General features: G+C 64.4%; 13 protein-coding genes, 1 tRNA gene and 1 pseudogene. 3 read left to right on the top strand and 12 right to left on the bottom strand.

Annotated features, from left to right (window positions below; genetic code table 11):
- Window positions 1–56: 56 nt before the first annotated feature.
- The 5 genes from QQK18_RS16545 to QQK18_RS16525 all read right to left on the bottom strand — a co-directional run bounded on the left by QQK18_RS16545 (window position 57) and on the right by QQK18_RS16525 (window position 2270).
- Window positions 57–1055, bottom strand: coding sequence for a DUF4432 family protein (locus QQK18_RS16545; protein ID WP_284341465.1), 999 nt, complete (start codon window positions 1053–1055; stop codon window positions 57–59).
- A complete protein-coding gene (locus QQK18_RS16540; RefSeq protein WP_284341464.1) occupies window positions 1055–1471 on the bottom strand; it encodes a hypothetical protein in 417 nt (138 codons plus the stop codon). Before QQK18_RS16540 ends, QQK18_RS16545 begins: the two co-directional genes overlap by 1 nt.
- Window positions 1468–1638 (bottom strand): LysR family transcriptional regulator, encoded by a 171-nt coding sequence (locus tag QQK18_RS16535; RefSeq protein ID WP_284341463.1) that lies wholly within the window; start codon window positions 1636–1638, stop codon window positions 1468–1470. Before QQK18_RS16535 ends, QQK18_RS16540 begins: the two co-directional genes overlap by 4 nt.
- Before the next feature lie 201 nt (window positions 1639–1839).
- Window positions 1840–1986, bottom strand: a complete 147-nt coding sequence (locus QQK18_RS16530; RefSeq protein ID WP_284341462.1) for a hypothetical protein — start codon at window positions 1984–1986, stop codon at window positions 1840–1842.
- A 207-nt stretch (window positions 1987–2193) separates the two neighbouring features.
- Window positions 2194–2270: transfer RNA gene (locus QQK18_RS16525), tRNA-Arg, on the bottom strand.
- A gap of 402 nt (window positions 2271–2672) precedes the next feature.
- On the opposite strand from QQK18_RS16525, the pseudogene QQK18_RS16520 reads away from it, so the two are divergent.
- Window positions 2673–3077, top strand: a pseudogene (locus QQK18_RS16520) (transglycosylase SLT domain-containing protein); the annotation flags it as partial.
- 107 nt (window positions 3078–3184) lie between these two features.
- Here the strand turns inward: QQK18_RS16520 and QQK18_RS16515 are convergent.
- Entirely contained in the window at window positions 3185–3583 is a 399-nt protein-coding gene (locus tag QQK18_RS16515) for a response regulator (protein ID WP_284341461.1), read from the bottom strand.
- Between the two features lie 244 nt (window positions 3584–3827).
- On the opposite strand from QQK18_RS16515, the gene polA reads away from it, so the two are divergent.
- Together polA and QQK18_RS16505 are read left to right on the top strand one after the other, a co-directional pair.
- Window positions 3828–6746, top strand: a complete 2919-nt coding sequence (polA, locus tag QQK18_RS16510; RefSeq protein WP_284341460.1) for a DNA polymerase I — start codon at window positions 3828–3830, stop codon at window positions 6744–6746.
- A gap of 65 nt (window positions 6747–6811) precedes the next feature.
- Complete coding sequence (locus QQK18_RS16505) at window positions 6812–7243, top strand: DUF1810 domain-containing protein (RefSeq protein WP_284341459.1); 432 nt, start codon at window positions 6812–6814, stop codon at window positions 7241–7243.
- Between the two features lie 26 nt (window positions 7244–7269).
- Here QQK18_RS16505 and tsaE read toward each other — a convergent pair whose 3' ends face one another.
- The 6 genes from tsaE to QQK18_RS16475 form a co-directional block, all read right to left on the bottom strand.
- Window positions 7270–7695, bottom strand: a complete 426-nt coding sequence (tsaE, locus tag QQK18_RS16500) for a tRNA (adenosine(37)-N6)-threonylcarbamoyltransferase complex ATPase subunit type 1 TsaE (protein WP_284341458.1) — start codon at window positions 7693–7695, stop codon at window positions 7270–7272.
- The gene (locus QQK18_RS16495) at window positions 7696–10131 is read right to left on the bottom strand and encodes a sensor histidine kinase (RefSeq protein ID WP_284341457.1); all 2436 of its coding nucleotides are present in this window, start codon (window positions 10129–10131) and stop codon (window positions 7696–7698) included.
- A gap of 347 nt (window positions 10132–10478) precedes the next feature.
- A complete protein-coding gene (gene ahcY, locus QQK18_RS16490) occupies window positions 10479–11882 on the bottom strand; it encodes an adenosylhomocysteinase (protein WP_284341456.1) in 1404 nt (467 codons plus the stop codon).
- A 100-nt stretch (window positions 11883–11982) separates the two neighbouring features.
- Window positions 11983–12492, bottom strand: coding sequence for a DUF2937 family protein (locus tag QQK18_RS16485; RefSeq protein ID WP_284341455.1), 510 nt, complete (start codon window positions 12490–12492; stop codon window positions 11983–11985).
- Window positions 12493–12684: 192 nt separating this feature from the next.
- Complete coding sequence (locus QQK18_RS16480; RefSeq protein ID WP_284341454.1) at window positions 12685–12996, bottom strand: HPr family phosphocarrier protein; 312 nt, start codon at window positions 12994–12996, stop codon at window positions 12685–12687.
- A 7-nt stretch (window positions 12997–13003) separates the two neighbouring features.
- Window positions 13004–13405 carry a PTS sugar transporter subunit IIA gene (locus QQK18_RS16475; RefSeq protein ID WP_284341453.1) on the bottom strand — a complete coding sequence of 134 codons (402 nt, stop codon included), beginning with the start codon at window positions 13403–13405 and terminating at the stop codon, window positions 13004–13006.
- Between the last annotated feature and the right edge of the window lie 197 nt (window positions 13406–13602).

The following is a 13602-nucleotide window of genomic DNA, read 5'->3' as shown; positions in this document are numbered from 1 at the left end:
TCATCAAGCTCGCAAGCATCATGCTGTGGCTCAAATAGCTAAATTGTCACTACAACCTAGTCCGACGACAATGTCATATTCGCGGGCTCGGCAAACAGTTGCGCTGAATGCCCGGAAAACTGGATCTCCACCGAGTAGATGCGCTGCTCACCCGGCTCGAGTGAGCGCTCGGCGTCGCTCGTCCCGTCGGCAAGCCGGTCGCTTGTGCAGGGTTCGATCGCGAGTATGCCGGCGCGCGGACGCATGTCTTGCCAGACCTGGAGATAGGGAAGGGTGGGGGACGAGAACCGCAGCGCCATCTCGAGCGGCCCGGCTTGCGACGGCGTCCGGACGGTGCAGGTCGCGAATGGGCCCGACCGGGCCGCGACACAAACCACATCCGGCGCCGCGCCCGGGTCGTTCAGTATCAGAGGTGCGCCAAGCTCCTGACCGTCGAGGGTCACGCAGCTCCCGTCGGCGATTGCGGAGTAACCCAGGTTGAAGTGATAGAGCAGGGCTTGCGGCCACGATGTCGACCCGCAGTTCTCGACGCGGTCGACAATGCTGAGGCTGGTACCGCCGATCGGGCTCTCGATGCGGCGGAGGAGACGAAATGCTTCGCGGCCGTGGCTCGCCTGAATGATTTCGGCCTCGCAGAACAGGGTCGGCTGATCACCCGACCAATCCTCCCCATGGCTCAGCAGCCGCGCGGGGGTCGACGGAAGCCGGCCGTGGAGCGGCGCGCCGTCCTTGGGCTGGCGTATATGGTCGAGCCCGCAGGTAAGAAGGAAGCCGGAGAACAGCCGGCCGAAGCCCACGCCGCCATCGGACAGCGAGTCCCCGAGCGACGGGTGGCGAAATCCATTGGGGCTTTGCCACGCGAGGGGTACGCCGCGGTAATGGAGCGTACCCACGTCCAGCGTCCGGTCGGCAAGGACCATGAAGTCCAGTCCGCCGCCGGTCGAGAACAGCAGCGCGCGCACACCCGCCTCGGGTCCGTCGTCCAGCACCACCTTTCGGACCGAGGCGAGCTGACGCAGGTCCCCCACCCTGCCGGTCAGTTCCCGCAGCGGCATCAGCTCGCGGACTCGAGCTGGGCGGGCAGGCCGATCCGCGCGAACGCCTCCGGCGGCGCGTCGTTGGCCTGCATCAGCTCTGTCATCAGCACTCGCAGCCGGGCTTCGACCGGCCCATTCTGGATCGGCTTCTCCTGCCCCGGGTCGGTCTCGACGTCGTATAGCCTTGTGTCGCTCTCGAGAAGCGCCCCCGGGCCGTAATTGTCATCGAACGGCGAACGGCTGGATACCGGCACCTTGAGCAGCTTCACACCCTTGGTGAAATCGAAGCCGTTCGAAAGACTCGCGTCGGCGAGTTCTTCGGTCGAGAACGGTTCCCAGATGTGGGTTGGCATCAGCGTGTATTGGTAGATCTCCTGGGTCGCGAGATCGTCGGGGAAGACGTGGTAGGTATAGCGCCCGTCGGTGACGTTCACGGCCCCGCCGAAATAGCCGAACAACGCAGCGTCACGCCCATCTCGATTTCGAGGGCCCGGATGCTCTTGGTGATCGTCGGCTGCGCCACCCCCAGCCGCTGCGACGCTGCGGTGAAACTGCCGAACGAGGACACCGCAAGGAAGTACTCCAACTGACGAAAGTTCATCTTGCGCCCGCCAACACGTGACAGAGGAAACTCGGGTCCAGAACGCGGAGATTACCTCATTCTGTCAAGAGTGTAACTCGAACAGGGTGAGCTTCGGTTCATCCTCTGCCATCGAGCCAGTCGCTCACCTGGATGATGACGTCGGGCACATAGTGTAAGGACCGAACCGAGCCTGCCTTGCATCGCCCTTGATCGAAGATTTCAATGGGCGAGGTCGAGATCCAGCTTCAGGGGCAGGCGTGAGTCGAGCGCGTCCCCGCCATCTTGTGGGTAAGTCGGATCCTGCCAGCGCCAGGAGAGATCGTGATCGGGATCGATCGCGGAGGAACCGGCAAGCCGCTGGATCATGGGTAGTGCCGTAAAGGTCGAACATCGCCCGATCAGCCTCGTGTGGGGAATCTTTCCCGTAGTGGAAGACGTTGAAGCCGATGTCCGTCTCTTTGGACATCCTTCATAGGCCCACCCATCGTCGAGAATCGCCTTGTTCACGATAGGCATGAAACGCTGGCGCACGGGCGGGCGGACGAGCGTGGAAGCGGAAGCAATTCGGTGAGTTGGCGCACCCGACAGGATTCGAACCTGTGACCTCTGCCTTCGGAGGGCAGCGCTCTATCCAGCTGAGCTACGGGTGCGTACTGGATGCGGGCACTGAGCCCGCCGAGACGCGCGCAACCTAATCGAAGGGCGGGGGTCGCGCAACTGGGTTTGCGTCCGCCCACCGCGTGTTGCGGTCCTGTTAAGGAAACCGGTGCATTCTCTCTCGCGCAACCGGTGGAACGCGCTCCTGCCACATCCACGCCAGAATTTGACCATAAGGGCGAATAACCCGCTCGTCTGGCGCGTGCCGCGTCGGCCCCAGCCCATCGGAGACCCCGCCCTTGCCCAGCCCGCGCGCCGCCATCCAGACACTTTCCTGCCTAGTTGCGGCGCTTGTGCTTACCGGCTGCTCGGCGATGTCGATCCGTCCGGCACCGGGCCAAGCTACGGCGGCCATTGCCGCGCTTGCGCCCACCGACGAGAATGCCGTGCCCGATGCCGCCGCGGTGCCTGCCGCGCCCACGGAGGCACTGGGCTATGCGGCGACGGGGCCGGGTAATCTTGACGGGCTCATCGCCCATTATTCGGAACACTACCGGGTACCCGAAAGCCTCGTGCGGCGGGTGATCGTGCGCGAGAGCAATTACAATCCAGCAGCGCGTAACGGACCCTATTGGGGACTGATGCAGATCCGGCACGATACCGCGCGCGGCATGGGCTATGGCGGGGAAGCGGGCGGCCTCCTCGAGGCCGAGACCAATCTGCGCTATGGGGTGCGGTACCTGGCCGGCGCCTATATGGTGGCGGGCGGCAACGAGGACCGAGCCGTGTCGCTCTATGCCGGCGGCTATTATTACGACGCCAAGCGCCTCGGACTGCTCGAAGAGAGCGGCCTACGCTAGAACTCGTCTCGTTCCGATTGTATCGGAACGGGTGCTCCAACTTATTGAATTCTCGCGTTTTCGAACCGCAAAAGTGAACGCCACCTCTTGCGGAAAGCGCTGGCGCTCTATTCGTCGGCTTCCATCTCGCGTTCAACCAGAAGAGCGGTGAGCATCTCGCTCAGCCGGTGCTCGTCGAAGGGCTTGTCGAGCCGCGGGAAGGCCCGCTCGGTATCCTCGGGCAGGTCGGCATGGCCGGTCGACACCATGACCGGCAGGCCCGGGCGCAGGTTGCGCGCCGCGTGAGCGAGCTCGATGCCGCTCATGCCGGGCATGGAATAGTCGGTGATCATCGCGTCGACCACCCCGCCGGCGGAAAGCACCTCGAGAGCGTCGCGGGGCGAGAAGGCCTCGACAGCAACATGGCCGAGATCGCCGAGGATCGCGGCCAGGTTCATGGCGATCAGCGCATCGTCGTCGACGACGAGAATGGTGGCTGTGCGTCCCTCACGAGTCGATTCCGCCAAATTTCTCCTCCAATCGGCCTGTCCGGACCAGCTTGCCCTAAGTATTAACAGGCAATAGCGGCTCAAATGCGCCGGGCGCGAAAAGGGTGCCGTTCGCCGCCCGACTGTTCTAAAGTCGCGCGAAATTTGCCTGGAGCGCCATGTGATTTGGTAGACCAGATCACGCGCTCCAGGTCTTTGTTGTCGCGGGATTTTTTGCGAAAATCATATCCACGTTTCGCATCCCGCTCTGGGGAATCGCCTGATGCATCTGCTGCTCGTCGACGGCTCGACCTATATCTTTCGTGCCTATCACGCCCTGCCGCCCCTGAACCGCAAGTCGGACGGGCTGCCCGTCGGGTGCGTCCAGGGCTTCACCAACATGATCTTCAAGCTGACCGAGGACCTCAAGGGCGAGGACGCGCCGACCCATATGGCCGTCATCTTCGACCACTCGGCCAGGACCTTCCGCGACGACATCTATGCCGACTACAAAGCGCAGCGTCCGCCTCCGCCCGAGGAGCTGGTGCCGCAGTTCCCGCTGACTCGTGCGGCAACCCGTGCCTTTTCGATTCTGCCGATCGAGATGGAGGGCTGGGAGGCCGACGACATCATCGCAACCTATACCACGCAGGCGCTCGCCGCCGGCGGCAAGGTCACCATCGTTTCGTCCGACAAGGACCTGATGCAGCTCGTCGATCTCGACGGCAGGGTCAGGATGCTCGACACCATCCCCCGCCCCGGCCAGCCGCCGCTGCGCTGGATCGGGCCGGACGAGGTGATGACCAAGTTCGGCGTGACGCCCGACAAGGTGATCGAGGTGCAGGCGCTTTGCGGCGACAGCGTCGACAATGTGCCGGGCGTGCCCGGGATCGGGGTCAAGACCGCCGCCGAGCTGATCAACACCTATGGCGACCTCGAGAACCTGCTGGCACATGCCGAGGAGATCAAGCAGCCCTCGCGCCGGCAAAAGCTCATCGAGAACGCCGACCTTGCCCGTATATCCAAGCAGCTCGTCACGCTCTCGAAAGAGGTGCCGCTCGAGCTCGAGCTTTCGGCCCTGGCGCGCGTGCCGATGGAGCCGGGCAAGCTCATCCCCTTCCTCAAGGCCATGGAGTTCAACGCAGCCACCAAACGGCTGGCAACGCTTCTCGAGGCCGACCCGGACGCCTATGAGGCCGACCCGGAGCTTGCCGTCAAACCGGTCGCCCCGGTCGGATTCGACAATGCGGCGCGCGCCGAGGCGCGGGCGGCAAGGCTTGCGGCGGAAGGACGCGGCGACTCGCCGGCCGTCCTCCACGCCGCCGAGGTGCACGAGACCATCAAGGCTACCCCCTTCGACCTTGCCGCGTATGAGACGATAAGTGACGCAGCTGGCCTCGAACGCTGGATCGCGGCGATCTACAGGCAAGGGTACGTCGCCGTCGACACCGAGACCACCGGGCTCGACAACCAGCAGGCCGACCTTGTCGGCATCTCGCTTTCGACGCAGCCCGGGAACGGCGCCTACATCCCGCTGGCCCATGCCACCGGGGCCGACGACATGTTCGGGAACGGACGGGCCGAGGGGCAGATGGACATCGAGGTGGCCCTGGCGCTGCTGCGCCCGGTGTTTGCCGACCGCTCGATCCTCAAGATCTTCCACAACTACAAGTTCGACCACGGCGTGCTGGTGCGCTACGGGCTAGAGGTCAACGCCATCGACGATGCGCTGCTGTTGTCCTATGCGCTCGACGGGCCGCAGTTCAATACCATGGGCGAGCTTGCCGACCACTGGCTCGGCCACGCCGGCATCCCGATCAAGGAGCTGCTCGGCTCCGGCAAGACGCAGAGGACGTTCGCGCAAATCGGTATCGCCGACGCCACCCGCTATGCCGGCGAGGACGCCGATATAACGGTGCGCCTCTGGCACATCCTGAAGGCGCGGCTGGTGCCCGAGAACTCGACGGCGATCTATGAGACGCTCGAGCGCCCGCTCGCTCCGGTGCTGGCGCGCATGGAAGCGCGCGGCATTTCCATCGACCGGCAGATCCTTGCCCGCCTTTCGGGCGATTTCGCCCAGCGCGCCGCCGCGCTCGAAGCGGAGGCGCATGAGCTTGCCGGTGAGGTGTTCAATCTCGGCTCGCCCAAGCAGCTGGGCGACATCCTTTTCGGCAAGCTCGGCCTGCCGGGCGGATCGAAGACCAAAACCGGCCAATGGGCAACTGGCGCGGGCCTCCTCGAGGAGCTGGCCGAGCGCGAGAACGTGCCGCTGGCCAAAGTGATCGTCGCCTGGCGCGGGGTGACCAAGCTGAAGGGCACGTATACCGACGCGCTGCCGGCCTATATCAACTCGCGCAGCAACCGGGTGCACACCACCTATTCGCAGCATTCGGTGCTGACCGGGCGGTTGTCGTCCAACGACCCGAACCTGCAGAATATCCCCATCCGCACCGAGGACGGGCGCAAGATCCGCTCGGCGTTCGTTGCCGCGCCCGGCAAGATGCTGATCAGCGCCGACTATTCGCAGATCGAGCTGCGCGTCCTCGCCCACATCGCCGACATCCAGGCCCTGAAGGACGCGTTCGAGGAAGGCCTCGACATCCACGCGATGACCGCGAGCGAGATGTTCAAGGTGCCGATCGAGGGCATGCCGTCGGAAGTTCGCCGACGGGCCAAGGCGATCAATTTCGGCATCATCTACGGCATCTCGGCCTTCGGCCTTGCCAACCAGCTCGGCATCCCGCGCTCGGAGGCAGGCGACTATATCGACACCTATTTCAAGCGCTTCCCGGGCATCAAGGACTACATGGACCACCAGCGGCGCCTGGTGAAGTCGCAGGGCTATGTGACGACCATCTTCGGGCGCCGCATCCGCTTCCCCAACGCCAATTCCTCGCACCAGGCCGAACGCGCGTTCGTCGAACGCGCCTCGATCAACGCCCCGATCCAGGGCAGCGCCGCCGACATCATCCGCCGCGCCATGATCCGCATGGAGCCGGCGCTAGTCCAGGCGGGCGTCCACGCCGACATGCTGCTGCAGGTGCATGACGAACTGATCTTCGAGGTCGACGAGGGGACGGAGGACGAGGCGATGCCGGTGATCGCGCAGGTCATGGAAGGGGCGGCAGAACCGGCGGTGCGGCTGACGGTGCCGATCCAGGTCGATGCGCATGCAGCCAAGAACTGGGATGAGGCGCATTAGGGGGAGGAACGACCCGCAGCCGAACCCGGGGCAGGCGGTGAAGCAGGTAATCGCTGGTAGACCATATGTTTTCCCACTTCCTCGATGCCCAGGACCCCATCTACCCAACTGTCCTAGCCGAACTGCGCGCCGGCCGGAAGCGCACGCATTGGATGTGGTTCGTGTTTCCGCAAGTGGCGGGGCTGGGGTTCAGCGAGATGTCGCGGCGGTTTGCGCTTGCGGGAATCGAGGAGGCACGGGCGTATCTCGAGCACAAGGTGCTCGGGGCCCGGCTCGTCGAGTGCACACAAGCGGTGCTTGCCTATGCGCCGGGGGTGGATGGTCGGGGCAAGAGCGTCCATGAGATCTTCGGGTCGCCGGACGATCGCAAGTTCTTCTCCTCAATGACCCTCTTTGCCCATGCGACCGAGACGCTACCGAGTGTTTGGCCCTTTCGCGCTGCGCTCGATGCGTTCTTTGAGGGCAAGGAGGACGAGGAGACGTTGCGGCGGATTTAGCGCCGGCCGGCAGCGGTTCGGTCGTACTACCGCCGCATCACCGTTACGTTTCGGCCCGCGCCACCCGAGGGAATAGAGAGGGCAACAACGAGATCGGCGCGGCCGGCAAGCTCAGGCGCACGTTCGGCCCATTCGACGAGGACGATCGCCTCTGGGTCCTCGAAGAGGCCGAGCTCATCGACCTCGCGGGGGTCAGCGAGGCGGTAGAGGTCGGCGTGGAGGATTGCCTGGCCGCCGGCGCGATAGGGCTGGACGAGGGCGAAGGTCGGGGACGGCACTTCGAGGTCCGGATCGCGCGCGAGCGCGCGGATGACGGCGCGGGCGAGTGCGGTCTTGCCGGCGCCAAGGTCGCCTTCGAGCAGGATCAGGTTGCCGGGTTGAAGGCTTGCGGCCAGCTCCGCCCCGAAGGCGGCGGTCGCCGCTTCGTCGGGCAGGAAGCGGGATCCATCCATCTATTCGGCAACCCCGGCAAGTGCGGAATCTCTCGGCAGGTTCACGGTGATGCGGCTGCCGCGCGGCTGGCGCGGTTCGGCGGTGATGGTGCCGCCATGGAGGTTGACGAACGTCCTGACGATGGCAAGGCCGAGGCCGGCGCCGCGCTGGCGCCCGTCGGTGGTCGAGGCGTCGATCCGCGCCAGGATCACCTCCTTCATCTCGTCGGTCAAACCCGGGCCCTCGTCCTCAACCACGAAGAGCAACCGGTCGGCCCGGGCCGAGACCGAAAGTTTCACCTGCCCCCCGGGCGGAGAGAAGCGGGCGGCGTTGGAGAGGAGGTTATAGAGTATCTGCACCATGCGCGTGCCGTCGGCAACGAAGGGGGGCAGGTTGTCCTCGATGTCGACGACGAGGTTGATCGGCTTTTCGCCGCCGATCTCGATGAAGGTCGCCGACAGCCCCGCCCGGGCCTTCTCGACGAGGGTCGGCACGTCGAGGAGCTCGGGCTTGAGTTCGGCGGCGCCGGCGTCGACCGTTGCAAGATCGAGGATGTTGTCGATGAGGACGCCAAGGGTCGTCGAGGAGGCGCGGATATAGTCGGTGTAGGCCTTCTGCCGCTCGGTCAGCGTATCCCCTTCCTGGGCAAGCAGATCGGCGAAGCCGATGATGTTGGTGAGGGGCGAGCGCAGCTCATAGGAGACGTTCTTGACGAAGGCGTCCTTCAGCCTGTCGGCGGCGATCAGCGCCTCATTGCGCTCCTTGAGGACGCGCGAGTAGTTGGCGCTTTCGGTGACGTCGAGGAAGGTCATCATCGTCTGCCCATCCGGCAGGCGTGTGATGGCATAATCGAGCAGGCGACCGTCGGCACGGGCGAGGCGCCCGGTGGTATCGGTGCGGGTGGGGTTGAGGTCGATGATGCCGCGCTTCAAGTCCCTCCAGATGGTCGGACCATCCTCGGGCAGTGCCCGACCGCAGGCTTCGGCGATCTGGTCGATATGGGGATGGTCGGCGACGGCAGAGGCCGGCAGCTTCCAGAGCGCGGCAAAGCGCGGGTTGTTGAGTGTCAGGCGCCCGTTGGTACCGAAGACCGCGACAGCCTCCGAGAGCGCGTTGAGGGATTCGCGCTGCACACTGGAGAAGGATTTGTTGGTCGATTCCAGTGCCAGGCGCTCGGTGATGTCCTCGAAGACATAGACCACTCCGCCCTTGGGGCTGGCGGGAGCGGCGATCACCTTAATCGAGCGGCCGTCCGGCAGGTGCCAGATCTCGTCCTTGCGCGGCCTGGTGAGATCATAGGCAGCAAGGTGCTGATTGCGCCATTCGTGATAGTCACGTTGCGCGGGCAGCAGGCCTTCGGTGCGCAGCTTGTCGAGAATGGCGCGCTCGTCGAGCCCCTCGACGAGGAAGTGCTCGTCGAGCCCCCAGAGCTCGGCATAAGCCTGGTTGAAGTGCACGAGCTCCTTGTCGGCATTGAAAATGGCGATGGGGGTGGCGAGGGTTTCGATGATGCCGCCGATGTGGGCAAGGCCGATGTCGCCCGCCTCACGCTCCACCGGATGCAGGAACCCGACAGTATCGCCTCCCGGCATCGCGCATTCGACGAGCCTGAACTCTCCATGCCCGGGCCAAGAGAGCTCGAGGCTTGCCGAACCGGCAGCGCTCGCGAGCGCCTTGAGGTGCCGGTCGAGCGCTGCGGGATCGAGAAGTTCGGCTGGCGCGGCAGCGCCGCCGTTCTTGCCGAGCGACGTCTTGCCGAGCGACCTGGCCAGCGTTTCGTAGGCGGGATTGGCAAAGATCAGCTGCCCGGACGCATCGCGCAAATATGCGGGATCGCCGGCAAGCGCCAGCGCCTTGCGCAGGGCCGAATGGTCGGGTTGCGCCGGGGTTTCGGCACCGGCAAGCGGCTGGAGATAGGCCGGGCGCAGGCGCAGCGCCGTGCCGTTCCCCAGCACCCAGCCGGCGGCGCGCACCGAGCGGCCGTCGGTCGTCGCCAGGCTTGTCTCGAAGGCGCGTCCGTCGACGCGCAGGGCTTCGACCAGCCGGGCGAGGCGCTCGGCATCTTCGGGCACGAGCCAGGTCGAGAATTTCATCACCGCATCGGGCCGGCGTCCGGCCGGCAGGACGGCCGATACCTGGCCGAGGAGCCTCGGCTCGGGTCCGTTGCCGGGCCACAGCACCGTCACTTCGCGTGTGCCGGCAAGCAGCGCTTCGTATTCGTCAACGAATGCCCGCAGACCCGCGATCTGCTCGGCGGCACGGCGCTGGCGCGCATTGGCGTCGGCAATGAGGGTGCGCACCATGGCAACGGCGAGGACCGCAAACCCACCAGCGCCGAGCGCAATGGCGAGCGGCGCGGCGCCGGCGATGGCGCCGGCATTGATCCCGGAATTGATCCCTTGTGCAAAGGCGGGCGAGGCGGACACGAGAGCCGAGGGCGCTGCGCAAAGCCCCACGAATCTCCAACGTCTCCGGATGGTCTCCGGCCCCATGCCCTGCCCTCTTGCACTCGTGATGTCGCCAACCCGACCGCGGACGCGGTCGATACGCGCACTTGAAAAATCGGCAGGAACCCCGGCCGGTCCGCCGGCTCGCCGCTGCCTGGCAGCGCGTACCCTTGCTGCCGAATCACCTCAACATACCGGGACGCGGAATCGCGCAGAAGAGTCTAGTTGTGTGTGCGTTGTGGGTAAAAAAACGATTAATGCTCTTGACCCGGGAACGAAGCAGAAACATCCAAGCAAAATAAAAGAGCCCGTCCGGTTCGGACGGGCTCTCCTCGATTGCGGTTGGATACGATCGATCAGTATCGGTATTCGCCGGACTTGAAGGGGCCGTCCTGCGGCACGCCGATATAGTCAGCCTGATCCTTGCTCAACTGGGTGAGCTTGGCCCCGAGCTTGGCGAGGTGCAAGGCGGCGACCTTCTCGTCGAGGTGCTTGGGCAGCACGTGCACTTTCTTCTCGAGCTTGGCACCGTTGGTCCACAGCTCGATCTGCGCCAGCGTCTGGTTGGAGAACGAAGCGCTCATGACGAAGCTCGGATGGCCGGTGGCGTTGCCGAGATTGACGAGACGCCCCTCGGACAGAAGGATCAATCGCTTGCCCGGGCCCATCTCGATGAGATCGACCTGCGGCTTGACGTTGGTCCACTTGAAGTTCTTGAGCGCGGCGACCTGGATCTCGTTGTCGAAGTGGCCGATGTTGCAGACGATCGCCATGTCCTTGAGATTGCGCATGTCGTCGAGGGTCAAGACGTCACGGTTACCGGTGGCAGTGACGACGATGTCGGCGCGCGGGGCCGCCTCCTCGAGCGTCACCACCTCGTAACCATCCATGGCTGCCTGCAGCGCGCAGATGGGATCGACCTCGGTGACAAGCACACGGGCACCCGCGCCCTTGAGCGATTGGGCCGAGCCCTTGCCGACATCGCCGTAGCCACAGACGATTGCGACCTTACCGGCCATCATCACGTCGGTGCCGCGACGGATGGCGTCGACCAGCGACTCGCGCGTGCCGTACTTGTTGTCGAACTTGGACTTGGTCACCGAGTCGTTGACGTTGATGGCCGGGAACGGCAGCTCGCCCTTGGCATGGAGCTGATAAAGGCGCATGACGCCCGTCGTCGTCTCTTCGGAGACGCCTTTGATCGCGGCGCGGATGGCCGAATAGAAGTTCGGGTGCGTGGCAAGGCGCTTGCGGATCGTGGCAAAGAAGATTTCTTCTTCCTCGTTGCCGGGCTTATCGAGGATCGAAGGATCGGTCTCGGCCTTGGCGCCGGTGAGGACCAGCATGGTGGCGTCACCGCCGTCGTCGAGAATGAGATTGGGCGTGCCGCCGTCGCCCCACTCCATCATGCGATCGGTGAAGGTCCAGTATTCCTCGAGTGTCTCGCCCTTATGGGCGAAAACCGGAATGCCGCGGGCGGCGATGGCGGCCGCCGCATGGTCCTGGGTCGAAAAGATGTTGCACGAGACCCAGCGCACCTCTGCCCCGAGCGCCACCAGCGTCTCGATGAGAACGGCTGTCTGGATGGTCATATGCAGGGAGCCGGCGATGCGCGCGCCCTTCAGGGGCTGGGCCGCCGCATATTCCTCGCGGATGGCCATCAGGCCCGGCATCTCGACCTCGGCGATGTCGATCTCCTTGCGGCCATAGTCGGCGAGCGAAATGTCACGGACCGCGTAATCGGCCGGCTGGCTGGTCATGGGGAGGCTCCGGAATGTGAGAGTTGTCTTGTGCCCGGTTATACGCGGGGGAGAACATCGGATCAACAGGGATATAAAGATAACTTTATATCTCGCTGGTTCAGCGATGGACGGCTCGTCCGCGGCGGCGAGAGAAGGGAAGGGTCACCAGCCGGAAGAGACCGGAGGTGACGAGATAACCGAGGACGAGACCGGAAAAGGCATAGAGAAATCCTTCCGGGGTTACGGGAACGGCAGGCTTATAGGCCTCGAGCGTGCGCGCTCCGATGTCGGTATCGAGATAAAGCGGCAGGTTGCGCAGGCGCTCGAGCGCGTCCGCGTTATCGATCTCATCGAGGGCAGCGCTCAGCCGTTCATAGCGCACGAACGTCCGGCCCATACTCTCGCCGCGTCCGGCGAGGAACGTATCGGTCGAAGCGCCGTAGCGGGCCAGCGCCTCATTGCGGTCGAAGCCCCCTTCGGTGGCGGCACGGTCGAAATCCTCGACGATCACCCGCAACTCGTCGACCGCGCCGCCGAGGCGCTGGGTATATTGTTGGGCGTATTCGGGGAACTGGCTGAGCGCCGTCGCAAGCGCGAGCCCACCTGCAATCGATACGGCACGCCGCATGTCCGCTCCCGGTCTCGTTTCGGTCCAGCGCCCATTCAACCCTGCCGGCGCCCTTGTCGTTCCCTGGAACTCTCGTCCAGTGCGGGAGGCCGCTAGAGCCGGCGCTCTGATGGGATCAGAGCGCCGGCTCTAGTTGTTTGTGGTCGCAACGTTTCTTGCGAAAAGCCGGTATCCACCTTTTCGCACGTTGCTCTAGTCCAGCGCGCCTTCGCTGTCCTCGTCGAACCCGTTGTTGACCAGCTCCACAAGGGCCTCGAGCGCTTCGCGCGCCTGCTTGCCGCTCGATTGAACGAGGATGGTCGAGCCCGGCCCGGCACCGAGCATCATCAGGCCCATGATGGAATTGCCGGCAACGGCCTGGCCGTCCTTGATCACCTGGATGGTGGCATCGAAGCATTCGGCGGTTCTGACGAACCGGGCGGAAGCACGCGCGTGCAGGCCCTTGCGGTTGACGATGGTCAACTGCTGGGCAAGGGCGCGTCCGACGTTGGCGGCGGGATCCATCAAGGTCTCAGGTGGCTCCGAGAATGGAGTTGGCGACATTGATATATTTACGCCCAGCCTCCTGCGCCAGATTGACCGCCTCCTTGATCGGCATTTCGGCTCTGACGCGCGCGAGCTTGACCAGCATGGGCAGGTTCACGCCCGCGATCACCTCGACTGCACGGTTCTGCATGACCGAAATAGCCAGGTTCGAGGGCGTGCCCCCGAACATGTCGGTGAGAATGATGACGCCGGTCCCGTCGTCGGCCTCGTCGACAGCCTTGAGGATATCGTCGCGCCGGTTTTCCATGTTGTCATCGGGACCGATGGCTATGGTTTCGACGTGCTCTTGCGGACCAACCACATGCTCGAGCGCTGCCTTGAATTCAATGGCGAGCGCACCGTGCGTCACCAGCACCATACCAATCATGCAAATTCCCCAAGGTGGGTCCGTGTCCGCCCGCGGTAGCAAACGCGGCCTAGAGCGAGATGCGATTTGTTTGAATCGCGCGCTCTAGCTTTTTGTTGTCGCAGGATTTTTCGTAAAAAACCGATTCCCACTTTCTCGTATCCCGCTCTAATATACTCCGCCCCCCGGTCCAGTCCAGAAAATGCGGTCGCGCGGGC

This window comes from Devosia nitrariae, assembly GCF_030160115.1.
In the GTDB taxonomy this organism is placed as follows: Bacteria; Pseudomonadota; Alphaproteobacteria; order Rhizobiales; family Devosiaceae; genus Devosia; species Devosia nitrariae.
This window is presented reverse-complemented; position numbering and strand designations above follow the sequence as displayed.

Bases quoted from the DNA above. Each gene is read 5' to 3' on its own strand.
- QQK18_RS16475 (WP_284341453.1), bottom strand. From the start codon at position 13,405: ATGATTGGTATGGTGCTGGTGACGCACGGTGCGCTCGCCATTGAATTC.
- QQK18_RS16530 (WP_284341462.1), bottom strand. From the start codon at position 1,986: ATGATCCAGCGGCTTGCCGGTTCCTCCGCGATCGATCCCGATCACGAT.
- polA (WP_284341460.1), top strand. From the start codon at position 3,828: ATGCATCTGCTGCTCGTCGACGGCTCGACCTATATCTTTCGTGCCTAT.
- QQK18_RS16480 (WP_284341454.1), bottom strand. From the start codon at position 12,996: ATGGATCCCGCCGCCAACGTCGGACGCGCCCTTGCCCAGCAGTTGACC.
- QQK18_RS16535 (WP_284341463.1), bottom strand. From the start codon at position 1,638: ATGAACTTTCGTCAGTTGGAGTACTTCCTTGCGGTGTCCTCGTTCGGC.
- tsaE (WP_284341458.1), bottom strand. From the start codon at position 7,695: ATGGATGGATCCCGCTTCCTGCCCGACGAAGCGGCGACCGCCGCCTTC.
- ahcY (WP_284341456.1), bottom strand. From the start codon at position 11,882: ATGACCAGCCAGCCGGCCGATTACGCGGTCCGTGACATTTCGCTCGCC.
- QQK18_RS16485 (WP_284341455.1), bottom strand. From the start codon at position 12,492: ATGCGGCGTGCCGTATCGATTGCAGGTGGGCTCGCGCTTGCGACGGCG.
- QQK18_RS16505 (WP_284341459.1), top strand. From the start codon at position 6,812: ATGTTTTCCCACTTCCTCGATGCCCAGGACCCCATCTACCCAACTGTC.
- QQK18_RS16545 (WP_284341465.1), bottom strand. From the start codon at position 1,055: ATGCCGCTGCGGGAACTGACCGGCAGGGTGGGGGACCTGCGTCAGCTC.